Below are 26,424 nucleotides of genomic sequence, written 5' to 3' on the forward strand. Positions count from 1 at the left end.
ACAACAGATTATTGAATTAATAAAATTAACATCTATGTAATGGTTTTTATGTATGAAAGTAAATAATTATCTCTATTTATCTATTGTATTTTGAGATAATTCAAAAACAAAGATGATAATGATTATCAATTTCAATAATGGTTTTAGTATACCAATTCAAAATTTATTGTCAAGTTGAATTCTAAATAGGTGAAATAAAAGTCAGTTACCTAGTGGCAACAGACTAAATTTTTTGCTATATCATAATTATTCAAATCAAAAATCATCATCTATTTAAGATTTATACATTAAATAAGGTATTAGAGTTACTTTCCCTTACAAGTATTAGGAGTAATATAAAAAATCTCCCTTTTTTGAGAACTATAAACAGACAACCTACTTACTACTAAAACCAATAATTAGAATACCGTATTAATCTAAGAACTTATTTATTTAACATAATATCTTCTAACTCGTCTAACATTTGATTTGCTGCAATTACACCGCCTGCAGTATTCCATACTGCATCACTTACTTCATGTGCATTTCCTTCTTTCACTACATTTAAGTTCTTCCACAAAGAATCACTTGTCCATTCTTTGGCAGTATCCAAGGCTTTTCGATCACCATCTGGAGCGTATGTAAAGTAGAAAAGTATATCTGCATCCATTTTAGGGATAACCTCTTTTCCTACTTCAATAGCCAGATTACCAAGCTGGTTATCAGCAGTGAAAAGGTCTTTTTGCTGTTCAGCACGCTTGAATCCTAATTCATCTAAAATGACACCTGAAAAAGAGTCTGTATAATATATACGGGAAGTTCCAGACATAAACCGAACAACGGAAACTTCTTGATTCACTTTATCCCCCAGTTTTTCTTTCACTTCTGAAACATGATTATCGAAATCACTTAAAACTAATTTCCCTTCTTCTTCTCGATTTAACGATTTTGCATATAATTCAAAATTCTCTTTCCAATCTCCCCTTAATGTCTCGGAAAAAACAGTAGGAGCAATAGCACTTAATTTACTATAAACTGCTTCTTGACGGATTTTACTTCCTATAATCAAATCCGGTTTTAAAGCAGCGATTTTTTCTAAATTGACTTCATGTTCTACCCCTACTACTTCCACACCATCCATATCACTTTTAATATGATCATACCAAGGATCCCCCAACCATGATTGTACGGCTCCAACTGGCTTGATCCCTAATGCTAAAAGCGCCTCTGTTCCTTCATTAGTTAAAACGACAACACGCTTTGGTGTCCCTTTAATTTCTGTAGTTCCCATTGCATGTTCAATCGTATAAGATTTGCTTTTTGAGGCGTTTGATTGGCTTGAGGGCTCATTTTTTACTGATGCTTCTTTCTTTGTATTTTCGCAGCCTGTCAGTGTTAAAAGTGCAACTACCAGCAGTGCTGCAATCATTGAAATAAAACGCTGTTGTTTAAAGTATGTAAGCAATTGTGTTACCTCCATATTTAATAATGATATTCATTTACAATTAGATGTTATGTTATAAAGAAAAATATGTCAATTATTAATTGAAAATGATTTTCATAATCATTGACAGCCTTTTCTACTTCTCATAAACTAAAATATAGAAACTATTAGAGGAGAAAAACTACATGTTACTAACGAATAATGGAAGGAGAATTACTGGACTTGTAATCGGTTCATTATTATTATGTATCATTTTCATTTTTAGTATTGTACTAGGTTATACAGATACTAGCTTCAAAACGGCCATACAAGCTTTTCAGCATTTCAATGGTTCAAATGAGCATATTATTATTAAAGAAATCCGCCTTCCAAGGGCATTAATTGGAACAGTCGTAGGCAGTAGTTTAGCGATTGCCGGGGCTCTACTACAGGCTTTGACTAAAAACCCACTGGCTTCTCCAGATATACTGGGCATTAATTCAGGTGCCAGTTTTTTTGTCATTTTAGGACTTATGTTCTTATCGATTACTTCATTACAGGCATTTGCTTGGCTCGCTTTTTTAGGGGCAACAGTTACCTCTGTCATTGTTTATTTTCTGGGATCATTGGGGCGTGAGGGACTAACACCCATTAAATTAACACTAGCCGGAGCTGCGATGGCAGCATTGTTTTCATCCATGGCACAAGGATTTTTAGTAATGAATGAATCTGCCTTGGAGGAAGTGTTATTTTGGATGGCTGGTTCCGTCCAAGGAAGAAGTTTAAAGATTTTATTCTCTGTCTTACCTTATCTTATTGCCGGGAGCTTAATGGCATTTTTAATTTCGAATAAGATAAATATTTTGACCATGGGAGAAGATGTTGCAAAAGGACTTGGGCAACGAACTGGTGCGTTGAAATTGCTGATTGGAATTTCAGTTATCTTCCTTTCAGGAGCTTCAGTTGCAGTCGCTGGTCCAATTGGTTTTATTGGTATTGTTGTGCCACACATCGTAAAATGGCTGGTAGGTAATGATTATCGCTGGATTCTTCCTTATTGCGGAATCACTGGAGGAATCTTACTATTGCTTGCAGATATTGGCGCCAGGTACATCGTCATGCCTCAAGAAGTACCTGTAGGCATCATGACTGCTATCATCGGCACACCGTTCTTTATTTACATAGCTCGAAAAGGAGGTAAGGATTCATGAAGAAATATACATCTTTTAGAGTAGCCAAGAATCATATTTCCTTTTTATTTGATAGTAAATCATTATTCCTTATTTCTACTTTTTTTATTTTTCTGCTTGTTATATTCTTCATAAGTGCAGGTATAGGCGAAGAATTTATTCCACCTTGGGAAATTGTTACTATTTTATTAGGACATGGTTCAGATTTCGACACCTTGATTGTCCAATCTTTCCGAATGCCAAGAATTCTCTTATCCATATTAGTCGGGATGAGTTTAGCAGTGGCAGGAGCCATTTTACAGTCTGTTGTACGGAATCCGCTGGCTTCCCCCGATATCATCGGTATAACAGGTGGCGCTTCAGTAGCTGTCGTCCTATTTCTAGCTTTGTTTAGTGATATGAATCACTCTTTGACAATAAGCATTAGTTGGATGCCGCTAGCAGCTTTTATTGGTGCCACTTTGGTAGCGTTTCTACTCTATCTCCTTGCATGGAAGAAAGGTGTTTCACCTGTGCGCCTTGTTCTGGTTGGGATCGGGCTATGGGCATTAACAAAATCATTAACTACTTTGTTCATGATTTTAGGCCCAATTTATCAGGTTAGTCAGGCAAACATTTGGATTACTGGTTCTGTTTATGCCGCAAATTGGGGCAATATCCAGATTGCCGCTCCTATTATTTTAATTTTACTAATGATATCATTCATTATGATTAGAACTGTAAACATTCAAGATCTCGGGGAAGAGATAGCGATTGGATTAGGTTCTAAAGTACAGCAGCAGCGTTTCGTATTACTACTCATTTGTACTGCTTTAATTGGGACTGCTGTAGCATTTGCAGGTGGAATTGGGTTCGTTGGATTGATGGCACCTCATATAGCTCGAAAGCTTGTTGGTTCATCTTTTGGTGCGTTATTGCCATTATCTGCTTTTATCGGGGCAATTTTAGTACTAATTGCAGATACGATCGGCCGTACTTTATTTTTGCCGATTGAAGTTCCTGCAGGAATTTTTACCGCTACAATTGGGGCTCCATACTTCATCTTTCTTTTATATAAGCAACGAAATGCATAGAAAGGAGCAATTATCAAATGGTTATATTAGAGACAAAATCACTGATCTTATCATATGGGGATACAGTCATCATAGATGAATTAGATTTACAGATTCCCAAAGGAGAGATTACTGTATTTATTGGAAGTAATGGATGTGGAAAATCAACACTTCTTCGTTCATTAGCACGCTTATTAAAGCCACAGTCAGGCTCCATTTTAATTGAAAAAGAGATGATTTCTAAGCTTTCTACGAAAGAAATCGCTAAACAATTAGCCATTCTTCCACAAGGTCCAGTTGCTCCAGAAGGACTGACGGTATTTCAATTGGTGAAGCAAGGACGTTATCCATACCAAAAATGGTACCGACAATGGTCTGAGGAAGATGAACAAATTGTCAATAATGCTCTTGAAGTGACTGGTATGTTACCATTGGGTGAACGCCTAGTGGATTCCTTATCGGGAGGACAGAGACAACGTGCCTGGATCGCAATGACTCTTGCACAAAATACAAATATAATATTGTTGGATGAACCGACTACCTATTTAGATATGACGCACCAAATTGAGGTTTTAGACCTTTTATTTGAATTAAATGAAAAGGAAAACCGCACGATTGTGATGGTTCTTCATGACATAAACCTAGCATGCCGCTATGCAGATCATTTGATTGCTATTAAGGACCGGTCTGTTTATATTCAGGGAAAACCAGAAGAAGTGATTACATCAAAGGTAGTTAAAGACGTTTTTAATCTTAATTGTGAAGTAACGACAGATCCCCTCTTCGGGACACCTTTATGTATCCCTCATGGCAGAGGACGCCATATAAAGCGAATAATATGATTAATAATAATTTTTTCCTCCTGGTATTTGAGAAATTTCCTTAACGCTAGCTTTCAAGACTCTCACCTGCCAAGAGGTTGTTTATTCATCCTCGCTATAAATGGTGAGATTGTCTAAACGAACGCATCTACATTTATGTTTGAAATTAGATAAAAAGCAAGATTAGGATAAATCAACTCATATTAGTTAATGTTTTAATGTTCTCTGCAAATCGTTAACCATTTACAAATAATTAATCATCTTTATAAGTATGTTTGCTATTAATGAGTGTCTGTAAATCTCCCCTATAGATTGTATCTTTCAATTCTTGTATTCTAAACGGAATCAAAGGAGATAGATAGGGCACACCTAAAGATTTAATGCTTACCATATAAATTATTTGAATGGTTGCAGAGATAATTAATCCGTTAAATCCAAAAAAATTAGCAATAATCAAAAAATAGGTCTTAAAGTATTTTCTGCAGCAATCATTCCTCTGTTAGCAAGAAGTAAACTAGAAATAGTTGTTATACCTACTAATATGAGACTAACTGGATGAACTAGCTTTGCCGTGACTGCTGTTTCTCCTACTACGATTGTTCCGATTAAGGAAAGCAAAATTACTGCATTTTTTGGAATACGAAAGGAAGCATCTAATAATATTCGAATGAAAAATAAAAGAATAGCAATTTCCCAAAAGGTTGGTAATAACTCACCTTTAGATATAAGAGCCTTTGAAATCTTGTCAGGTATATTTTCTTGATGAAAATTTGCTATTGCAATATAAATACCAGGTAAATATACAGAAAGAATGAAGCAAATCATTCTTAATATTCGATTTGTAAACCGCCCCATTTTTAAGTGATATTCATCTGGTGACTGAAATAAATCCATAAAAAGCGTGGGAGTAATGATAGCATGAGGAATGCCATCTACTAGTATTATTACTCTTCCTTCATATAAGGAGGATACAACTCCATCTATTCTTCCTGAAGTTCTTGCCAAATTAAAAATTGTCATGGGTTTTCCTTCTAATACATCTTCTACAACTTTTGAATTTAGTACATACTTTATTTTTAGACTTTCTAGCCTTTTTCGTACTTCTAGTAAAATTCCTTTATCAACAATACCTTCTATAAATAATATTGAAACTGTTGTTTTGGAGATTGTCCCAAATTCCATCGTTTGTACACAAAAATCGGGAGTTTTTATTGTACTTCTTAACAAATTGATATTTGTTTTCATTTGTTCCGTTAGCCCAATGACCGGTCCCTTTGGAGACCTTTCTCCTAGTGATTCTTCAAGACTTCTTTCCTTCCACTTAGCGGATGGTATGATAATTCCTTTTCGGTAACCATTAATCAATATTATAGTATTTCCTTGTACGATAGCATCTATTAAGTCTTTGTACTGGCATGTGGTTTGCACATCAACCGTTTCAAAAATCCTTTCAATCATTTGATCAATAATAGATTCCTTAAATTCTACAGTCTTAAACGGCTCTAATAATGGTTTGACAACATATTCTTGTACGAGGTCTGTATCAATAATTCCATCCAAATAGACAATGTTGATATCAAAAGAATTTTCGAATCCAGTCTTTATCTTTCTTACGATAAGGTCAGTTGTATGATGAAATGTATTCTTTATATTGCTAATATTTTCTTGAAGGCATTCTAGCAATTCTTTTTTAATCATTCTATTACTCCCTTAAAGTGTTATTCACTTTAGTTTGTGGAAATATCTAATTTTTATCCTTATTCAACTAAATTAATAAAAAAACGTCTTCCCCTTATGTATCAAGGTTTTAGACGTTTATAAATATTAATGAAGGGGCAATTCATACCGAGTTTGTCTTTATCTCAAATAACTTTTTTGATTAACCATTATTTTTATAGTCCTCGCTTTCTTCCTCTGCTGGCTCTCCGTATAATTGATTAATTTCTTCAGCTAATTTATCTAAAAATTCATCCGAGATTATAGGTTTGTTTTCTTTCTTCATGAAATCCTCCTTTTACATCAACTTTTATTTTATAACGAAAATAAAAGCAATTTTTACTATTAGCATTTCCAGCTCCTTCGAATATTACTCTAAAAAACTATTTACAATTCCCACACGCGGGAGTATGATAATTTCATTGTTTCAAATTTCTAAATCGCTGAAACCATAAGGTACGGGGGAACCATTCTTTACTGGGTATTATATTAGTTAATCCCATGGGGTGAATCCTTTTTAGGTAGGGCTACTCAAGGCCCGAATCCGACAGCTAACCTCGTAAGCGTTTATATGAGAAGGAAGGTGGAACTTGTGACACAAGAAAATTAACGTGCCTACAGGTCTATTAATACTGGCTTGTAGGCTTTTTTATTTAAATAACAAATACATGAGTAACGACTTTATTTGAGGTAAGTATTAATAAGACATATTAACAGGCGGTGGATTTGCATGTTTGGAGCTATTAAAAGATTTTTAATTGGACGTCCATTAAAATCATATGAACTAGGTGAACAAAAACTGAATAAAACAAAAGCTTTAGCCATTCTCTCTTCCGATGCTTTATCATCGGTTGCGTATGGTCCTGAACAAATTTTGATTGTTTTAATAACAATAAGTGCAGCTGCGTTTTGGTACTCCATTCCAATAGCTATAGGGGTATTAATTCTTTTAAGTGCACTTATATTATCCTATAGACAAATCATCTTTGCTTATCCAAATGGCGGCGGTGCTTATATGGTGTCAAAAAGCAATTTAGGTGTAAATCCTGGATTAATTGCTGGTGGTTCCTTATTAGTAGATTATATCTTAACCGTTGCGGTAAGTGTCTCTGCTGGTACTGATGCAATTACATCTGCATTTCCTGCTTTACATAACTACAATGTAGAGATTGCGATTGCATTTGTCCTTCTTCTAACTGTTTTAAATTTAAGAGGCGTGACTGAATCCGCTTCTATTTTAGCTTATCCTGTTTACTTATTCGTCTTAGCATTGTTTATTTTGATTGGCGTAGGTGTCTATAATATACTGACCGGAAATGTTTCATCTGAACTTCATACACCAATTGGTACACCAGTTGCGGGAATCAGTTTATTTATTTTATTAAAAGCCTTTGCTTCAGGAAGTTCTGCTTTAACAGGTGTTGAAGCTATATCAAATGCGATTCCTAATTTCAAAAAACCTGCGCCTAACAACGCTGCTAAAACCCTATTATTGATGGGAGCTTTGCTTGCAGTATTATTTACTGGAATTGTAACTTTGGCCTATTATTACGGAATTACTCCTAAAGCAGAAGTAACTGTTGTTTCCCAAATAGCAGAGGGAGTTTTCGGACGTAATTTTATGTATTTCTTTATTCAAGTAACAACGGCCTTGATTCTAATTCTTGCTGCCAACACTGGATATTCTGCATTTCCACTACTTGCAGTTAATCTTGCTAAAGATAAATTTGTTCCGAGGATGTTCCTAATCAGAGGAGACCGTCTAGGTTATTCAAATGGAATAATAATCTTGGGTCTAGCTTCAATCCTTCTAATCCTAGTTTTTAATGCTAAAACAGAGCATCTAATTCCGCTTTATGCTGTTGGGGTTTTCCTCCCATTCACCTTGTCACAAAGTGGAATGATGGTTAAGTGGCTTAGAGAAAAACCAAAGGGTTGGGTTCCCAAATTTATTATTAATACAGTTGGTGCTTTAATAAGTTTTATCGTTACAATGGTATTCTTTTTAACAAAATTCTCACAGATATGGTCCATATTAATTTTCTTGCCTATCATTGTGTTTATCTTTCATAAAATAAATAAACACTATTTAGCAGTTGGTGACCAGCTTAGACTTACTACTTGTGAACCGGCTTTAACTATTCAAGGGAATGTGATGATTGTACCTGTAGCAGGAATGACTCACGTAGTAGAGAATACCCTAAATTACGCTAAATCACTTAAACCAGAACAAATTATTGCTGTTTATGTTTCTTTTGAGAGAGAAGAAGAAAAAATTTTCGAAGCGAAATGGGCAAAATGGCAACCTGAAATTAGGCTTGTGACACTTCACTCTTATTACCGAAGTATCATTAACCCACTTAGAAAATTTGTTGATACAGTTGAGCATAAAGCAAAAGAAGGAAATTACCAGGTAACGGTGGTCATTCCACAATTCATACCGAAGAAAGGTTGGCACAATATTCTTCATAATCAATCTAGTTTATTGATTAGAACATTTTTATTGTATCGAAGAAACGTTGTAATAACAACAGTACCTTACCATTTAACAAAATAAAACATAAAAATCAGTCAAATCAATAATTAAATATTATATTAGTAGGAGCCTCTTAATCATATAGAGGCTCTTTTTTCATGAATGTCCCAAATTATTATTGTTCATCTTTTGGATTTTCTATCCAAAAGATAGTCTATCTTTCTATTCTTTTACTATTACTAATTCATCATGGTCTGTACTTACCTTATTCTCAGCGAAAAAGAGATTTGTATGCAATTTATAGGTAAATTCCTCCGTTGATGGTTCCATTTCTTTAGATACTAAAAAAGTAAATGGGATCATAGCATTTTCTTTAGCTAGTAATGTCCTAGACATAAGAATTGTTTTTACCGTTTCTACTGTCTCTTTTGATTCATCTTTATACACCTTGAGCAAAATACACTCTAACCTTTTTAACTTTTGCTGCTTTGCTCCACCTTTTATATAAAAATCCCCTGCAATAGTTTCGTCGTGCCTCACTTCGTTTTTCTCTAAAACTAAGTCTACATTCGGCAAACTTCTTGCAAAAAAATTCTTAATGTTTTTCAACAATGAACGTCTTCCTCCTAATTTATAAAGTGAAACTTCCATCAGTGGGGGTCTTTCTTCCTCCCCCGCTGATGGTTAGTTGAACCTCTCGGACCTTTACGGACAGTTGATCTCCCACCTAGCTTCCTCGTAGGCTCATAAGCTTGAGGGGGGCTTACTGTTCGTTAAGAGTGGGGTAAAGTGTAATGATTCATTACCGTTTGTTGAGATTGGGTTGTAACCATCGATTGAATGGAAATCCTTCGTGGTGGGTAATTTATTTCTAAGGTTACAATACTAATTAGATATAGTTTGACGGTAACAAAAAATGTAAATAACATAGATAATTTCCTATGATCATCACTGTCCATTTAAAAATTTTTTCTCCTTTTTCACAAATTAAAATGAATGTAACGTGTAGATGGTCAGCTCTTTTTCCTCCTAAAACACAAAAAGACCTTCACCGTAAACTGGTAAAGGTCTCTAATTCTAATTTTATATCCCTTCACCTAATGGCAAAGGTCTCGCAAACAACTTACGTTGCCAGTTAAGCCGGTGATAAAATTATCACGTATTGTCGACATAACTGTTAGCTACTCCCCTTTGGAGTTTAATAACTTTTATTGTGTACAATCTTAACTCTAAGACTGTATATTAATATTACAATTATTTAATACAGTACGTCAACTGTAAATTAATAGGTTGTTTTATTTTAAGTATTCAAATCTTAGATTGAATGCTCTAATCTTTTATTAGATCCAACTAAATAACTCAATTAAAAGCCAATCTCTATAATTCTCGTGTCCTCTTGTACCAATTGCTTTTGTCTTTAAACGAACACTGATAAAATTCAGAGACTTTGTTTCCTTTTAGATTTTACCCGTAGCTCCACCCATTTTAATCAAGAGCTGCAAGGGAAGCAATGGTCATAATAATTAATATAAAAGAAACGGTTAACCATATTGTATTCTTGGTTGTATAATCTTCCTCTTTTATCTTCTTTAATAAAGATACAAGGTTTAAACAGAAGATAATACAATAAACAGGTAACAAATAAAACCCATAAATAGTTAAAAACTGTAGGATAAAAATCACAACCTTTAACATTTCTTTAAAAGTACTGTAAGGCTCTATTTAAATACTAGATTTATATTTAGCAAAACAGACTTCAATCCATTATAATCCCCCAATGGCTATAACAAAGTAATATAACAGCGCTTAATTAATTTCTTACCTTTTTATATTATCAAAGAATGACCTTTCTAAAAACAAAGAATGCATCTTAACACAAAATCCAACCCTATAATAAATTTCTAGCAATACAGAATTCTTCATAAATTCATAATTCATATCCCTCGCAATATCAAAAGACGGACTTTATAATGAAACCAAAAGGAGGAGTAGCAAATGGATTATGTTAAATTAGGCTCTACTGGTTTAGAAGTCTCTCGTCTTTGTCTTGGTTGTATGAGTTATGGGGAACCCGATCGTGGTGGTCATGCATGGACATTAACAGAAAGCGATAGTCGTCCATTTATCAAAAAAGCATTGGAGCTTGGCATTAACTTTTTTGATACCGCAAATGTCTACTCTGATGGTTCAAGCGAAGAAATTGTAGGACGGGCATTACGTGACTTTACGAGTCGCGATGAGGTTGTTCTTGCTACAAAGGTACATGGCAGAATGCGTCCAGGTGTTAATGGTGCTGGACTTTCCCGAAAAGCAATTATGAGTGAAATTGACAATAGTTTAAAAAGACTTGGTACAGATTATGTGGATCTCTATCAAATACATAGATGGGATTATGGAACGCCAATTGAAGAAACAATGGAAGCATTACACGATATTGTTAAAGCTGGAAAAGTCCGTTATATCGGAGCTTCATCCATGTATGCATGGCAATTTTTAAAAGCAAATCATATAGCGGAAAAGAATGGCTGGACACGTTTCGTATCAATGCAAAATTACTTGAATCTTCTTTACCGTGAGGAAGAACGAGAAATGCTGCCCCTCTGTAAAGAAGAAGGTATTGGAGTCATCCCATGGAGCCCGATGGCACGTGGTCGCTTAACTAGAGATTGGGAAGAAACAAGTACCCGCAAAGAAACAGATGAATTTGGCAAAACATTATATTCTCACACAGAAGCAGCGGATCGCCAAGTCGTGGAACGCGTAAAAGCAATGGCAGAAAAACGTGGCGTGCCTCGTGCACAAGTTGCACTTGCATGGGTTTTACAAAAAGAACCCGTTACCGCACCTATTATTGGCGCAACAAAACTGCATCATCTAGAAGATGCCGCTGCGGCACTTTCTTTACAATTGACACAAGAAGAAATTACTAGCTTAGAAGAACCATATATTCCGCATCCAGTACTTGGATTTGCGTAAAGTTCAAGCATTAACCGGGCGTAAACATTCAGTTGATCGTCCGGTTATTTTATATGGAGACAAAATATGTTTAATCATCCTTAACTATTCTCCTAACAAAGCAAGAGATAAACTAATTTTCCCTTCTTCATAAAGTTCATTATCTTTTTTATCTATGCTGTAGGTAAGCAAGGATACAATCGTAAATATCGCTTTAAACTGAGCTAGTTTTAACGTAGTATCATCTACTTCCCCATAGATAGAGAAAAATTGCTTTTGTCCTTCAGAAGGAAATAAACTGTAAGCAATGGATAAATCAACAGCTGGATGACCAATATGTGTATCACCCCAATCAATCATTCCAGCAAGCTCCTTCTCTTCATTTACAAGCATATTGCGAATGTGCAAATCTCCATGCGTCAATACGGTAACGTTTGGGACTGTATTATGTGTTACGTTCTTTGCATAGTCTTCGGCTAAATCGAATAAAGAAAGATTTTCATATTTTTGCAGTTTCTGAATAGCATCAATTAATCGGGATTTTCTTTTGTCAATATGAAGTCGATCGAATTCATCATATGGAACCGTCTGGAATCGGTCTATTGTAAGAGAATGCAATTTTTTCAAAAACATCGCTAACGGCTTTATCATCTTTAATCTTTCTTCATTGGTTAACGCTTGAGGAGCTTTCCCAGCTAAATAATGATATCCTATAAAAATTCTTGGAAAGGCATGGCTTTCTGTCCCTAAAAAAATCGGCTTCGGAACGGGTACTGGCAGTTGATCTGCGATAATCCGTAATAGCTCCCATTCACTTTTTAAAAGTTTCACCGCAATCTCTCTTCTCGGGAATCGAAAAGTATAACATTTATTGACGCGGAAAATAGTATTATCAAACCCTTCCCCTATATCTTCAATAGAATCTACACTAATAGGAAACTGTTCCTCTATCAATTGCGAAGCTAGTTCCTTTGTTATCGTGTATTCTGGATCCCATATATTCGTCATTAGATTAACTCCTTTCCATTATTATTCCCAACTAAAGAAACGATATAATTATAACTTCAATAAAAAAAGTTGTTGACTTTTGATCTTATCACAACCAATTTTCTTATAAAATTTATGGGCTTCTTTTCTCTGTTCGCCTGGACGTAATTTTATTTCTTGATAACCATTTTCTATTGCCCCTATCTCACATTTTCCCATTAATTTTAAGCCGATCCCCTGTCTTCTAGCATTACAATCTATATCTAATCCACCAATTTCTGCATACTCAAGTTCAATTAGATACTTACCAAAAACATGAACCCATCCTAAGAGCTTATTCTCAATCTCTTCATAGACAAAAATAGCATTATCTTTAGCCTCAGTTATTCGTAGCACACGAGTATTCATCTCTTCCATTGATACGGAATAACCTAATTAGACACATAATCTAGAAATCTCCTCTGCATCTCTTAATCTTGCATTCTAATCACTTTCCACCCAACTCCTTTATTATTAGATAGGTTGTTTTCTAAATGATTGTTATTTCACTAGAATAAATTATTAAGGAATACTGAGCAGCCTGAATGCACGTAGACTCCTGTGGGATTAGCGAGACAGTCTGAGACCCCGGAGGCGAAGTGCCGAGGAGGCTCGCCGCTCGCCCCATGGAAAGCGAAGTGTATTCAGGCTGCGGCTTACTAGCACCAAACATGACAAAAAACAGTCATAAAATAAGTTTAATCCAAAAATAAAACCAGCCAAAGAATAGATTCTACTCTTTGACTGGCTTCTTCATAGAAGGATTTAGAGGACTAATATGGTCTGCGACCGCCATTGCAATCATGGGTAAAGGGTTAAGCGTAAACGAGTAATGGGTTAGTGGTCATTGGTTTAGCCAGCACCATGTAAACGTACCTTTGTACACCAAGAGAGGAATCCTTCTATCCTTGAATAGGAGTCTCACCTATTCAAGGCCATAAATTTAAAAATATTTCTCTCCATCAAAATCTAGTTCAATTTGATAGTTTTTACTGTTAATTAAATTCGATAGGCGGTTCGCTTTTCTTTCACATTCAAGACTTTTCAAACGATAATCTTCTGGTTCAAACGTTGCTACCTTCATTAGTTGGACCGTTTCACCATAAGAATAGACGTATTCTTCCTTTTCCGCTGCCGCAAACTCTTTATATTTTCTCGCTTTAGCACGAAGCTGTGTTGCTAGCTCAATCGCTTCTACTATTGAGATATTCGTATTTTCAAAGCTTATTTCGTTATCAATATTGGCACGATACATTAGCTTATCAAGCAATCGATAGTCAGCACGTACGTCTTCTATTTCCTGCTCTACATCAAGAATCGTCCGTTTTTGCTTCGGAATAGATTTACCTGCTTCTATTTGCACAAAAGCAACTCTATCCATTTCCTCTTCTAGTTCATGGATTCTTTTAGAAAGAACACTCTTTAATTTAACTGCTTCTGCTTGTGAAATTTTATTCATGTTTACCTCCAAAATGAAATGTTGGTATTGCTGAGGAAATAATATGGGGATTTAATCAATATCTTATGTGTTTATATTTTACTATTAAAAAGGAAATCTTTTCAACTATTAACAACAGGAGCCATATTTTTAGTTGCAAATTTGGAGAAGAACACAAAAAAGGATTCCTTAAATAAGGCCATCCATCGATTTGTTTCTATTTTTTTATAATTACTTCCGGATTCTCTTTTTTCGTCTTTATAATAAACATGGAGATCGCTTGGACAATCGCAATGCATCCTAAAACAATCCTCGTATATAAATGATCAACAAAGATAGCACTTATAGCTAAGCAAATATAACAGGAGATAATAATTTTTATCTTTTGCTTTATCGTCAGTTCCCCTTTTCGGAATCCTTCCACATAATCACGATAAAAGGAAGTAGAACGAAACCACTTATTAATACGCTCAGAACCTCTCGTATAGAAAAAGGAAGTTAATAATAAGAAAGGGGTAGTTGGCAACAAAGGTAAAAAAACTCCAATTATCCCTAAAATCAAAAAGATTGTTCCTAAAAAAATATACATCCATCGATAGATAGGCTTCATTTTTTGCTCCCTTCCTGCCCTTTTTTCAGAAAAGATACTTAACGTCGTCTTCTTTTTACATCTCTTACAAGATCTCTTAGACAAAAAAGAAGCATAATAACACCAGAAGATAAAAACTCCACTCGGAATATATTCGTATTAAGAACCCCTGCTGCATAAAGAACAATTCCTATAACATTAATTAAAAGAATGATATTTACGATTTTCGTCATTTGCTTTCCTTTCTTAGGATTACCATTACTATCCTAATCACGTACAGTATGTATTAAATACTAATTCACAATTCATCTGTTTTATACACTATTCCACTTCGCCATTTTACAATAAAAAAGACGAAATAACTATGTTTTCTTTTAAAATGAGATAGAAAGATTTAGTTCGCAAATTTTATATTCCCCTTATTAGTAAGTTCATAAACGTTTGTATACCTTGTTAGTCACCTTAAAAATTTCATTTTCCTTAGTGCTTCGATAATCGATCTTGTCAAAAGTGACTTAAGGATAATGCTAAAATAAGTATGATACCATTTCCAGCCTTTTTTCCATTTAATTAACTTTGTTTTTCTTTCCGCCCATATTTCGATAAATAAAAATGGTATTGTAAATAAAATTAATTTATATAAAACAACAAAAGGTTTATCTTTCTTCGTTAACTGATTATAAAAAACTGTAAATGTCGGATAAATTAAAAAATCAAACAATATATGAATTTTGAATAAGTTGGGTAGAAAGCGAACTGGATATCTAATTACTTTATAGGACGTTAATAGCATATCAATTAAGCCATTTGTGACTGCATTATACAAATAAACAAATATCCAATCTTTTATTGGAGGCTTCCTAAATAAAACAGGTAGTAGAATTAATAAATTCCCAATAAGTAACCCTTTTAAAAATCGTTTCTCCATCTTATTTTTCTCCATTAAATTATCCACCTCTGCATTTAATATGCTCTTCATAAAGCCGTTTATTCCATGCTTTTGAGTATAAATTACTACCTATTTGTATTAGTTACAAAAGGACATGGAATACTAATTTTTAAAAGGTGGTGCATTTAATGGATTTCCCGACTATTCAAACAAACTTTTGGGACGCCGTAATAGCTGTCCCTGTGGTTATGATTATTACCCAACTACTCAAGATTTTTTTAAAGATACCCAAAAAGTATGTTCCAACCATCGCCTTAGCTCTAGGATTATTCATCTCTGTTTTTATCAGTCATAGACATAGTCTCGTTGCTGGTTTATTTATGGGCTGGTTTTACGGTTATTCTGCTATCGGGTCCTATGCTTCATTAAAAACAACTATTTTATCCTATCTCCAAAAAAGAAAAGAAAAGCACTCTAACTAATATGTTCCATTTCATTTTTCAGTAAAGGAACAGGGGCAGCTCCGCCTTTACTTACAACGTACCCCTGCCTTTTTAAATGATATAAGAGGAAAGGAATGCTTATATTAACAGTCATCCTTAACTTGTTTGTTCCAGTATTCAATAAGCTCTTCAGCTGGTAATGGCTTGCTGAAAAAATATCCTTGAATTTCGTCACACCCCCATTTGTTAAGTATTTTTAATTGTGCTTCTGTCTCTACCCCTTCTGCTGTTACAATCATATCCAGGTTTTTAGCAACAGATATTAATGATTCAACAATGGCTCCATTATTCCTATTATCTGGAAGTTCCATTATAAATGAGCGATCAATTTTAATCCGATCTAAATTAAATTGTGATAAATAAGTTAAGGAAGTGTACCCCGTTCCGAAATCATCCATTGATATTTGAAATCCTTTTTTCTTAAGAATATTGATCTTTTTTCTGGTCAATTCCGTATTTTCTATTGCTAAATTTTCTGTTATTTCAATATCTATCATAGAAGTAGGTATATGATACTTTTCTACTTGTTTTAATAAGAAATCAATAAAACCATTATCTAAAAAATGGGCTGGAGATACATTAATCGATAGATGAAAGGATACATGATAACTTTGAATCCATTGTGAATAAATCCTGCAAGCTTCTTGAATAATCCAATTACTAATAGGAATGATTAAACCATTTTGCTCCGCTAAGGGGATAAATTTTACTGGGCTGATAATTCCTTTTGACGGATGCTGCCATCTTACTAATGTCTCTATTCCAACAATTTTATTATCATTAGAACTATGCTTAGGTTGAAAATTCAAATGAAATTGCTCTTGGTTAATTGCTAATTTTAATTCTTGCAGCATTGTTATTTGGTTTAACTTTTCTTCCTCAAAAGCAGATGAATATTCTATAAAGTTATTTCTGCCATGTTTCTTCGCTTTATACATCGCCATATCCGCATGCTTGATTAAAGTGTTAAAGTCCTCTCCATCTTCGGGAAAATAAGATACCCCAATACTTAATGTGATTTCTTTAGTGGATTCCTGAATTTTAAACGGTTCTTTCATTGCTGTTTGAATTTCTTGAAGGATTTCAATTACTTCCCATTTATCCTGAGTTGCTGTCATACATATTAAAAATTCATCTCCACCCATTCTTCCAATCAATCCTTTTGTCTCTATTACCTGATGTAATCTATAAGCTACTTGTTGGAGAAAAATGTCCCCAGCCATATGACCGAGATGATCATTAATATCCTTAAACATATCAATATCAATTAAAATGGCTGCAGCAAGTGTTTTTGATTGAATATAATTCTCCACTCTCCGATAAATCCCTCTTCTATTTAATAGTCCGGTCAATTCATCATGATAAGCCAAGAATCGAACTTTATTTTGCATTTCAATTTGTTTCGTTATATCTTGCGCAATAAAGTAGGCACCTGTTATCTTTTCATTAATATTAATAGGTAAAGCAGTAACTTTTAGGTTTACTGTTTTTTCCCCTTTTGTTCTCATAATCGTTTCAAAACTTGCATTGCTCCCTTTATAGACATCTTTGAGTATTAGCAACATTTTGTTTTTTTCTTCTTCTACCAGTAAATCCATTAATGTGAGCTGGAGAAGTTCCTCTAACGTAAGATTAGTTAAGGGGGGAGAACAGATGCATTTACTGCAATAAAGTTGCCTGCTAAATCTAATGTAAAAACAGCATCTGGATTATTTTCAAAAAGAGAACGATAATGCTGTTCATTAATTGTTAAGATGTTATTTTTATGCTCTAATTGCTCCTGCTGATATTTAAGCTGATTTTCAATATAATGGATTGTTAAAATAAATAATACTACCACACTAACTAATGCGACTGTTCCCATATAAAAATTAAATTTTAAAAGAAGGCTAATAACAAAAATATAGAGACTGGAATTGATACAAATACTAAACATAAAGAAAAGAAAAAGCATTTTAAAGAAAGATATTCTTCTTTTAATAATGAGCTTATCAATATAAAGATGCTCATATATTCTTGACAAAGTATAAATAGCGGAAATTAACAGTACTAGTGAAATAATTAAATGTTCTTTTAATAAAAGTAACGGCATTTTTAAGGTATATGAGTCAATTTCATAAATTAAATCCTTAGAGCCACAAGCTATCAAATGTACGAAAAAAGGAGTACCTCCCCAAAATGTCGAAATAAGTAAGCACCACACAAACTTATAAGACTGGAGGAAGACTCCCTATGACTATTATACGACAAGGAAGCCTATTTGACCTACAAGAATTATATAATTTAGAACCTACCCAACGTTTTGAAGCTATTTTTTCTTCTATTGATATAGACCCAATCTTCGCTGTGGTAACGAAGAAATCACGTTTTGGAAGACCCGTTAAGTTGAACTATGCAGCGATGATTTATTCACTCGTTGCTAGAATCACAGAGCGTATTTCATTTATTAAAGATTTAGTGAAAAGATTACAGAATGACATGATTTTTCGCCTTGATTGTGGCTTTTTAGTGTCAGATACTATTCCGTCAGAAGCAGCTTATTCCAGAATGGTCACAATCCTCAGTGAATCGAATGTACTTGAAAAAGTCCAAGGAACCTTGCTTCATCAAGCGATTTCAGAAGGTTTTATTTCCGATGACACAGTAGCCATTGACGCTACACACTTTCTCGCAAAAGATGGAGCACCACCAAAGGAAGAACAACCGAAAAGTGAACCGAAAAAGCGTGGGCGTAAATCAAAAGAAGAATATGAAAAATGGCTCATTGAAAAGGCGGAACTGGAAGCCAATCTGCCTCTTTTTGATAAAAAAATCGAAGATCAGTTAGACATTCCTTTAGCCGACCTTCGAGCTGAAATTCCTCAAGATCCACAGTGGGGTGTGAAGAAAAACAGTGAAGGAAAAAACGTTTTTTGGTATGGATTTAAAGCTCATTTGGCTGTTGGAACATCCAGTCAATATATTCTTCAATCCCTTCTTTCTTCGGCCAACTTGAATGACGGAAAGGCTGCGATTCCTTTATTAAAAGGAATTCATGAACGAATATCGCTTTCTTCTTTACTCTATGAAACAATGGACGCTGGTTACGATTTTGAAGCCATTTATACGCAAATACATCGAATGGGTCATCGAGCTGTGATTGCTTATAATAAACGCAATGAACCAGAACCAATTGGTTTTGATAAGCATTTCGCTCCTACTTGTGTCCGTGAACATTCCTATCGCTATGATAGCTTTGAAGTAAAATATGAAACACTAAAATACACACGTCCAAACGAATGTAAAGACTGTCCACTAGCCAATGATGCTCTATGTCAAAAGGTGTATAAAGTAAAAATCACTACAGATTTAAGAAAATTTACAGCGCCAGCACGTGGATCTCAAACATGGAAAAAAATCTTCAAAAGACGCACGGCGGTAGAACGTGTGAATGCTTATCTTAAGGGATATTTCCAATTAAACAATGTTCGTTATCGTACAGGAAAAAAGGCTAAAGTCCATTTTGACCTCGTTACGTTAGTTTATAATGCTTCAAAATTAGCTGCAGACCGTCTTAATCAAATGTTAAATCAACAACAAGTTGCTTAATCAAAGTAAAAAAATTAAAAGGAATTAAATTCTGCAAGTTTTTGATTTTTTAAAAGTTGGACTTATGAAATTGATTCAAGTAAAGAATCAAATCATCTTTTGTTAACTCATTAGGGATTTTCTCTTCCAAACTAAATATCCCCCCTTTCTCTCTAATTTCAATACTAGCTTAGCAACCTAAAAAATACATTATTTTTTCATTTTACCAATATAATTGGATTTTTTAATAATAACTGTTAGACGATGTAAATTTCTTAAGGTTTCAAAATATAAAAATAAATTTTTTAGTCTCTATCTTAAATACACAGAAATTATTAGTTTTTTTCTTTCTAAAACTGCTATTTTACTTTTTTAGCAATCCCCCCCATAATACCATTTCCTTCCATTATGTTTATTTTGACACGCTCGCTAAATTTCCTAAATACATTCTATGCTTTTCCTTCGATACAGCGATCCACACCATCTTCCTCTACCATGTGAAGTTAGACAATTCACCAAATTTGTTTGTATTTGTTTAAGCAAGGACAGTATACGTTTTTCCCCTTCCTGCCGTGACTAACCGCCTTAGGATAGGCAAAAAAAAAAAACACCCAATAAAACGAGCGTATTTTCACCGTTTATGTATACATCTGTCCCTCTTCCTCTTTTCGGAAGAAACTTGTCTTTGTATTATATAATAGCAGAATTCATCTTGAAGTTTTTTTGTTGCCGGATATAGTCGTAATTCGATAATGTTAGTTGACTTCCCCATCCTATATACATTATTTTTATTAATGAAGCCTCAAAAATAAAAGATACGTCCAAATCACTAGATTTAACGAAAAAAATTTTAGTAGTAGTTTTTCTATGAATATCCATCCAAAGATCAACAAATCAAACATACTAATAGGAAACTAACAAAATTGTTTTTGAGAAAGATTGGGAAGTAAAAGACGATTCTTCAGGATACAACTTTAGATTAAATACATCAAATTTTGAAGAATGATCATAGATATTTAAAATAGTTAAAGAAAACAAAAAGATATTGGAAAGTAATATGATTTTATTCAAACAAATCAAGAAATAGGAAATCTTCTTCTATAAATGAGATTCAGTTAATTTCACTAGACATGCAACTATTCTATTTCACTGACTTAAGTTCATAGATTGAAAAAGCTCAATCCTACTTCTAGATATGTCTAAAACTTTATATAAATTAAAAGAGATTTACAGCTGCGTATATGAAAGATAAGACAGTTCTCTCCGGGATAACCTCCATTTATATTTCCTATTCTACTTATCCAACTAACTTTTCATAAATGTAGTTACACTTCTTTTAGAAGCAATAGTTCTTCTTGAAAGATCTTCCTTCCATTTCTTAGAATCTAATTGATATTCACCAAATTGATCCTTATAGGTTTTATTCAAAAGATTTATAGTTATTGCCTCCTCTGGGAAATTTTCCGAAAGTGCTATTCCATTACGCCCTTCTTCATAAATGTACTGCTCCACAACATCTCCTAACTGCATGAAATCATCTAAAAAGGATATAAATTCTATATCATCTCCGCCTACTTCATAAACATATGGCATTGTAAAAGGTAATTCCTCCTTATAAGCTTCCCCACTTATAAAAGGGGCGTTATTCTCCTTTTCATGAAATTCAGAAATAGGTCTCATGGTAGCGATAAAATAATGACTCGTCATTTTTCCACTTCCTTCCCTACAGTTAATTTATCACAAAATAATTTCATATAGTTTTGGTAACAAATAAATAATAATCAACAAACAGAAAAAAACACAACCCCCATGAGTTGTGCCTCCATTCCTTATGCATACATCTGTCCTTCTTCCTCTTTTCGGAAGAAACTTGTCATCGCATTAAATACATCTGCCTTCTGACGCAGTAAGTAGTAGCGGAATTTTTCATTTTGAATATTTTTGTAAGCGGACATAAGCGTGCTATGTCGGTTGTATTGGTTGACTTCCCCATAACCAAACATATTGGAAACTTCCATCAACTCTTCTACTAATTTAACACATCTAGCATTATCGGATGTTAAATTGTCTCCGTCTGAAAAATGGAAAGGATAAATATTAAATCGGCCGGGATCGTACTTATCATCAATCAGTTCCAATGCTTTTCGATAAACAGAGGAACAAATTGTACCTCCACTTTCTCCTTTGGAAAAGAAATCTTCTTCCGACACAACTTTTGCTTCAGTGTGGTGGGCAATGAATTCGATTTCCACAGTTTCATATTTTGTACGAAGAAATCTGGTCATCCAGAAGAAAAAGCTTCTTGCCATATATTTTTCCCATAAGCCCATTGAACCACTTGTGTCCATCATCGCAAGTACAACTGCTTTGGACTCTGGCTTTTGCACTTCATTCCACGTTTTGAATTTTAAATCTTCTGGATAAATGGGGTGAAATGCTGGTTTTCCAGACATGGCATTTCGTTTAAATGCTGATATCATCGTTTTTTTCTTGTCTATGTTACCCATTAAGCCTACTTTTCTAATATCATTAAATTCAATATTCTCGACAACAATTTGGTCTTGTTCTTTTCTTTGTAAATTCGGCAATGCTAATTGCTTGAATAGAGCTTCTTCCAATTCCATTAAAGATACTTCTGCCTCAAAGTAATCTTCTCCAGCCTGATCTCCTGCTCCTTGCCCTTTTCCTGGGCCTTTTTGATTTCCAGATCCATCGCGTGCGACCACATCGCCAACCTGACTGTCTCCATTCCCTTGCCCAACGTGTTTGTTTTTATCATAATTATATCGAATTTTGTATTCGTCTAATGAACGAATGGGGATTTTCACAACTTCTCTACCATTTGACATGACAATGTTTTCTTCTGTAATTAAATCAGGTAGGTTATTTTTAATGGCTTCCTGCACTTTTTCCTGATGACGTTGTTGATCATCATGGCCTTTGCGATGGAGGGACCAATTTTCTTGGGATATTACAAACTGATGGTTATTCTGCTTTTCGGTCATCTTACCCCTCCTAAATTTTTTTCATCCTTTTGTGCACATATGAAGTAATTTGCGCATACACTAATTTGGGTAATGCTATATCTAAATAAAGTGATTACTCTATCATATGCAGATGGCATAAATAATTTACTAATAATTTCGATAATTTTACTTTTTTTAGAAAAGGGCCTTATTAGATATGTTTCATTTTAGAAATACATACAAGCTTCTCTATCCTATTAGGCAAAAGAGGAACAGACGTGTTTTAGCCTGTTCCTCCTTTGACCAATTTATTTAGCGATTCAATAAGCTTCCTACATAACGCAATAACTCGTTTGCTGAAGTGGAATTATAGCCATGTTCATCGATTAGGCGTGCTACTACTTCGTTTACTTTCTTCAATTGCTGCTCATCTGGTGTCTTAGTTGAAGTAGTGATTTTCACGACATCCTTCAGATCTGCGAATAACTTCTTCTGAATGGCCTCACGTAAGCGATCATGAGAGTTATAATCAAATCTCTTTCCTTTTCTTGCATAAGCGGAAATACGAATCAAGATTTCTTCACGGAAAGATTTTTTCGCATTTTCAGAAATGCCAATTTGTTCTTCAATAGAACGCATTAGTTTTTCGTCTGGATTAATCGCTTCACCTGTTAATGGATCACGAAGCTTATTTTTATTGCAATAGGCTTCTACGTTATCTAAATAATTATCCATTAACGTTTTAGCAGACTCTTCGTAAGAGTAAACAAATGCCTTTTGTACTTCTTTCTTGGCAATTTCATCATATTCCTTACGCGCTAAGGAGATGCAATTTAAATATTTTTCTTTTAATTCATTTGTAATAGAAGAATGTTGATCCAATCCTTCTTTTATTGACAACAGCACATCTAATGCATTGATGCTTGTTACATCCTTGCGAATGATCGTTGAAGAAATACGGTTAATGACATAACGTGGATCGATCCCACTCATTCCTTCATCACCATATTCATTTTGCAGTTCCTTCAAGTCAGCAGAACTGAAGCCTTCTACACTTTCGCCATCATATAAACGCATTTTTTTCACTAAATCAATATCGCCTTTTTTCGGCTCTTTTAATCGAGTTAAAATCGTAAAGATTGCAGCGATTTTCAATGTGTGTGGAGCGATATGAACATCCGAAACATCACTTTCTCGAATCATTTTTTCATAGATTCTTTCCTCTTCAGATGCCTTTAAATTATATGGAACCGGCATGACAATAATACGGGAATGCAATGCTTCATTCTTTTTATTAGAAATAAAGGAGCGATACTCTGTTTCATTTGTATGAGCAACGATTAGCTCATCGGCAGAAATGAGGGCAAATCTTCCCGCTTTAAAGTTACCTTCTTGTGTTAATGATAATAAATGCCATAAGAATTTCTCATCACATTTTAACATCTCCTGGAACTCCATCATCCCTCGGTTCGCCTTATTCAGCTCTCCATCGAAACGATAAGCCCGTGGATCTGATTCCGATCCATATTCAGCAATCGTAGAGAAATCAATACTTCCCGTTAAATCAGCGATATCTTGAGATTTCGGATCAGATGGACTAAAGGTTCCAATCCCTGTTCGCTTATCTTCTGAGAAAAATACTCTTTCTACAATTACATCTTCAATTTTTCCATTATATTCTTCCTGAAGTCTCATCATATTGAGTGGCGATAAGTTTCCTTCAATGCGGATTCCATATTCATCATAAAAATCTTTTCTTAGACTATGTGGTATCATGTGAAGTGGATCTTCATGCATTGGGCATCCTTTAATTGCATATACTGCTCCACGCTCTGTGTACGTATATGCTTCTAAGCCTCTTTTCAACATCGTAACCAATGTAGATTTACCCCCGCTGACTGGACCCATTAGTAATAAAATACGTTTTCTTACATCTAGACGTTTGGCAGCTGGATGAAAATACTCTTCTACTAATCTTTCTAATGGCTCTTCTAAACCGAAAAGCTGATCAGAAAAAAATTTATATTGTTTTTTCCCATTTACATCATCAATACCTGCATCTTTAATCATGTTATAAACCCTTGAATGTGCAGATTGAGCTACCCATGGCTTTTCCTTCAATATTTCTAAATACTCTTCAAATGTCCCTTCCCACTTCAACAACTCTTCTTCTTGTCTATGCATCTCGATTTTCTTTAATATACTCATATGGACCTCCCCTGTCACTTTATCAGAGACGATTAATATAATCTATGCACCAGAGAATACGAACATGCTTAAAAGAAGGAATAGTTTTTTTAGAGAACCTAACTAATTAGGAGAAAAACCTTTTCTTTAGCGCGGAGAACCGCTATAAAATAACAATTGATAGGAAAGAGGAATTTTTTCTTTTTCCTAATTCTTATTTAGCAATTCAGACTTTTGCATAAAGAAAACTTCCATAAGTGGGGGTTTTTCCTCATCCTCCACTTATGGTTAGTTGCACTTATCGGACCTTTACGGGCAGTTTCCCCCACCTAGCTTCTTCAATTTCCGCAGCTTGAGGTGGGGGTCTTACTGCCCGTTAAGAGTGGGATAAAAAAACAGCATCGGTTCACTCCGACACTGTTTTATTGTCCTTCTTTGAGTTATTTCAAATCGAATTTCTTCTGTTGCACGAACCCTTTCATATACATACGCGATTTTTGTGCAAAATTACCGGCCATTTGCGCTGTCCATGTATCCGATCTTGCTCCATTTGTTCTTTCCTCGTAATACTCGGTGATTTCTTCGTTGTATTCCTTTAGCCCACTTTTATATTGTTCTAGGTCTTGCTCATATTCATTTTCGTGATAAATATGATGAAATGGAGCTCTTGGTTTTTTCTCTGTTTGTTGATCTGGATAGCCTACAACTAAAGCAAATACCGGTAAAACATGATCCGGTGTTTTTAATAGCTGACTCACTTCCACTAAATTATTTCGAATGCCACCTATGTAACAAATGCCAAGTCCTAATGACTCTGCGGCAATTGCCATATTTTGTGAAGCTAATGCTACATCTATAAGGCTGACCATAAATTTTTCTGTGCTTTCAATCGATTCCAGTGCCGCTTCCTTTTTCCCTTCCATTTCTGCTGCTACAACATGGCGATATAAATCAGCGCAAAAAACAAATAAATGACCATTGTTTTCCACATATTGCTGATTTCCAGCTAATTCCGCTAATTTTTTCTTTTTTCCCTTATCTTTTACACCAATAATACTATAGGCTTGTACAAAACTAGAGGTAGAAGCACTTTGGGCAGCTTCTACAAGGAGACGAATTTGATCTTGGGTTAACTCCTTATCTGTAAATTTTCTTACAGAGCGATGATTGAGTATTGTTTCAATTGTTTGATTCATGAAATCCTCTCCTTTATTTTTTTCTTATTGTTTTCAAAAATTACTGATAGTAACTATATCCTAATAATATACCAATAATCGTTAGGACAAAAAGAATTAGCCCGCTTGTTAAATAAATAATCCATTCTTTTGACTTTTTATTATATCTCCACTCTACAAAAGATTGAAGAAAGCTATGACAGATTAATATACACATACTTACTATTGGACTATCTAATAAAAACATTAAGATTATAGCACTGAGTATCATCGTAAAATCCAACCATTTTTGTAGTGGATGGACCTTTTTTTCCTTTTTATTTGGCAGTCCTAGCTTTTTTCTTAAGTAGCCTTCTGATCCAAAAAGAAGGATAAAGAAGCTTAATAAAAAGAGAAAATCTTTCGATATAGTAAAGACCATTTCACATCCACTTCCCTTTAGTCTATTTATAATAAAAAAGAGTATAAATCT

The 26,424-nt window shown here is 34.3% G+C and carries 23 protein-coding genes, 1 pseudogene and 1 riboswitch; of the genes and pseudogenes, 7 read left to right on the forward strand and 17 right to left on the reverse strand.

Going from position 1 to position 26,424, the window contains the following annotated elements:
* Positions 1-424: 424 nt before the first annotated feature.
* Entirely contained in the window at positions 425-1,444 is a 1,020-nt protein-coding gene (locus tag NST60_RS05560; RefSeq protein ID WP_235678805.1) for an ABC transporter substrate-binding protein, read from the reverse strand.
* Positions 1,445-1,608: 164 nt separating this feature from the next.
* Between NST60_RS05560 and NST60_RS05565 the strand changes: the two genes are divergently transcribed.
* The 3 genes from NST60_RS05565 to NST60_RS05575 are packed head-to-tail and all read left to right on the forward strand — an operon-like array spanning position 1,609 to position 4,486.
* Positions 1,609-2,613 carry a FecCD family ABC transporter permease gene (locus NST60_RS05565; RefSeq protein ID WP_169188049.1) on the forward strand — a complete coding sequence of 335 codons (1,005 nt, stop codon included), beginning with the start codon at positions 1,609-1,611 and terminating at the stop codon, positions 2,611-2,613.
* Entirely contained in the window at positions 2,610-3,665 is a 1,056-nt protein-coding gene (locus NST60_RS05570) for a FecCD family ABC transporter permease (RefSeq protein ID WP_016201856.1), read from the forward strand. Before NST60_RS05565 ends, NST60_RS05570 begins: the two co-directional genes overlap by 4 nt.
* A gap of 17 nt (positions 3,666-3,682) precedes the next feature.
* On the forward strand, positions 3,683-4,486 hold the full coding sequence (locus NST60_RS05575) for an ABC transporter ATP-binding protein (protein ID WP_016201855.1): 804 nt from the start codon (positions 3,683-3,685) through the stop codon (positions 4,484-4,486).
* Between the two features lie 232 nt (positions 4,487-4,718).
* On the opposite strand, the pseudogene NST60_RS05580 reads toward NST60_RS05575, so the two are convergent.
* Positions 4,719-6,163: pseudogene (locus NST60_RS05580) on the reverse strand (spore germination protein).
* Positions 6,164-6,344: 181 nt separating this feature from the next.
* A complete protein-coding gene (locus NST60_RS05585; protein WP_016201853.1) occupies positions 6,345-6,467 on the reverse strand; it encodes a hypothetical protein in 123 nt (40 codons plus the stop codon).
* Between the two features lie 145 nt (positions 6,468-6,612).
* Positions 6,613-6,762: riboswitch (cyclic di-AMP (ydaO/yuaA leader) on the forward strand.
* Between the two features lie 149 nt (positions 6,763-6,911).
* On the opposite strand from NST60_RS05585, the gene NST60_RS05590 reads away from it, so the two are divergent.
* The gene (locus NST60_RS05590) at positions 6,912-8,738 is read left to right on the forward strand and encodes an APC family permease (RefSeq protein WP_169188047.1); all 1,827 of its coding nucleotides are present in this window, start codon (positions 6,912-6,914) and stop codon (positions 8,736-8,738) included.
* A gap of 141 nt (positions 8,739-8,879) precedes the next feature.
* Here the strand turns inward: NST60_RS05590 and NST60_RS05595 are convergent, their stop codons facing one another.
* Complete coding sequence (locus NST60_RS05595; RefSeq protein ID WP_016201851.1) at positions 8,880-9,269, reverse strand: sporulation protein; 390 nt, start codon at positions 9,267-9,269, stop codon at positions 8,880-8,882.
* A 1,383-nt stretch (positions 9,270-10,652) separates the two neighbouring features.
* On the opposite strand from NST60_RS05595, the gene NST60_RS05600 reads away from it, so the two are divergent.
* Positions 10,653-11,633, forward strand: a complete 981-nt coding sequence (locus NST60_RS05600; RefSeq protein WP_016201850.1) for an aldo/keto reductase — start codon at positions 10,653-10,655, stop codon at positions 11,631-11,633.
* An 84-nt stretch (positions 11,634-11,717) separates the two neighbouring features.
* Here NST60_RS05600 and NST60_RS05605 read toward each other — a convergent pair whose 3' ends face one another.
* The 6 genes from NST60_RS05605 to NST60_RS05630 form a co-directional block, all read right to left on the reverse strand.
* The gene (locus NST60_RS05605) at positions 11,718-12,620 is read right to left on the reverse strand and encodes a phosphotransferase (protein WP_016201849.1); all 903 of its coding nucleotides are present in this window, start codon (positions 12,618-12,620) and stop codon (positions 11,718-11,720) included.
* A 48-nt stretch (positions 12,621-12,668) separates the two neighbouring features.
* Positions 12,669-13,016 carry a GNAT family N-acetyltransferase gene (locus tag NST60_RS05610; protein WP_016201848.1) on the reverse strand — a complete coding sequence of 116 codons (348 nt, stop codon included), beginning with the start codon at positions 13,014-13,016 and terminating at the stop codon, positions 12,669-12,671.
* 565 nt (positions 13,017-13,581) lie between these two features.
* Positions 13,582-14,097 carry a hypothetical protein gene (locus NST60_RS05615; protein WP_016201847.1) on the reverse strand — a complete coding sequence of 172 codons (516 nt, stop codon included), beginning with the start codon at positions 14,095-14,097 and terminating at the stop codon, positions 13,582-13,584.
* A gap of 196 nt (positions 14,098-14,293) precedes the next feature.
* Positions 14,294-14,686, reverse strand: a complete 393-nt coding sequence (locus NST60_RS05620; RefSeq protein ID WP_016201846.1) for a DUF454 family protein — start codon at positions 14,684-14,686, stop codon at positions 14,294-14,296.
* Between the two features lie 38 nt (positions 14,687-14,724).
* Entirely contained in the window at positions 14,725-14,898 is a 174-nt protein-coding gene (locus NST60_RS05625; protein ID WP_341098339.1) for a hypothetical protein, read from the reverse strand.
* A 224-nt stretch (positions 14,899-15,122) separates the two neighbouring features.
* Positions 15,123-15,608, reverse strand: coding sequence for a CBO0543 family protein (locus NST60_RS05630; protein WP_016201845.1), 486 nt, complete (start codon positions 15,606-15,608; stop codon positions 15,123-15,125).
* 134 nt (positions 15,609-15,742) lie between these two features.
* On the opposite strand from NST60_RS05630, the gene NST60_RS05635 reads away from it, so the two are divergent.
* On the forward strand, positions 15,743-16,036 hold the full coding sequence (locus tag NST60_RS05635; RefSeq protein WP_016201844.1) for a hypothetical protein: 294 nt from the start codon (positions 15,743-15,745) through the stop codon (positions 16,034-16,036).
* A 104-nt stretch (positions 16,037-16,140) separates the two neighbouring features.
* Here NST60_RS05635 and NST60_RS05640 read toward each other — a convergent pair whose 3' ends face one another.
* Both NST60_RS05640 and NST60_RS05645 read right to left on the reverse strand, forming a co-directional pair.
* Complete coding sequence (locus NST60_RS05640) at positions 16,141-17,622, reverse strand: putative bifunctional diguanylate cyclase/phosphodiesterase (protein ID WP_341098341.1); 1,482 nt, start codon at positions 17,620-17,622, stop codon at positions 16,141-16,143.
* 71 nt (positions 17,623-17,693) lie between these two features.
* Positions 17,694-18,149: a PAS domain S-box protein gene (locus NST60_RS05645; RefSeq protein ID WP_341098342.1), complete on the reverse strand. Its 456-nt coding sequence runs from the start codon at positions 18,147-18,149 to the stop codon at positions 17,694-17,696.
* Positions 18,150-18,289: 140 nt separating this feature from the next.
* Between NST60_RS05645 and NST60_RS05650 the strand changes: the two genes are divergently transcribed.
* On the forward strand, positions 18,290-19,645 hold the full coding sequence (locus NST60_RS05650) for a transposase (RefSeq protein WP_016205203.1): 1,356 nt from the start codon (positions 18,290-18,292) through the stop codon (positions 19,643-19,645).
* 1,284 nt (positions 19,646-20,929) lie between these two features.
* Here NST60_RS05650 and NST60_RS05655 read toward each other — a convergent pair.
* The 5 genes from NST60_RS05655 to NST60_RS05675 all read right to left on the reverse strand — a co-directional run bounded on the left by NST60_RS05655 (position 20,930) and on the right by NST60_RS05675 (position 26,373).
* Positions 20,930-21,331 carry a hypothetical protein gene (locus NST60_RS05655; protein ID WP_016204250.1) on the reverse strand — a complete coding sequence of 134 codons (402 nt, stop codon included), beginning with the start codon at positions 21,329-21,331 and terminating at the stop codon, positions 20,930-20,932.
* 122 nt (positions 21,332-21,453) lie between these two features.
* The gene (gene yhbH / locus NST60_RS05660; protein ID WP_016204251.1) at positions 21,454-22,629 is read right to left on the reverse strand and encodes a sporulation protein YhbH; all 1,176 of its coding nucleotides are present in this window, start codon (positions 22,627-22,629) and stop codon (positions 21,454-21,456) included.
* A 273-nt stretch (positions 22,630-22,902) separates the two neighbouring features.
* A complete protein-coding gene (locus NST60_RS05665) occupies positions 22,903-24,798 on the reverse strand; it encodes a PrkA family serine protein kinase (protein ID WP_016204252.1) in 1,896 nt (631 codons plus the stop codon).
* Between the two features lie 419 nt (positions 24,799-25,217).
* The gene (nfsA, locus tag NST60_RS05670) at positions 25,218-25,973 is read right to left on the reverse strand and encodes an oxygen-insensitive NADPH nitroreductase (RefSeq protein WP_254416265.1); all 756 of its coding nucleotides are present in this window, start codon (positions 25,971-25,973) and stop codon (positions 25,218-25,220) included.
* Positions 25,974-26,013: 40 nt separating this feature from the next.
* Positions 26,014-26,373: a DUF4181 domain-containing protein gene (locus tag NST60_RS05675; RefSeq protein WP_016204254.1), complete on the reverse strand. Its 360-nt coding sequence runs from the start codon at positions 26,371-26,373 to the stop codon at positions 26,014-26,016.
* Positions 26,374-26,424: the final 51 nt, after the last annotated feature.

Origin of the sequence: Niallia sp. FSL W8-1348, assembly GCF_038006745.1 — a bacterium.
Classification (GTDB): domain Bacteria; phylum Bacillota; class Bacilli; order Bacillales; family Cytobacillaceae; genus Niallia; species Niallia alba.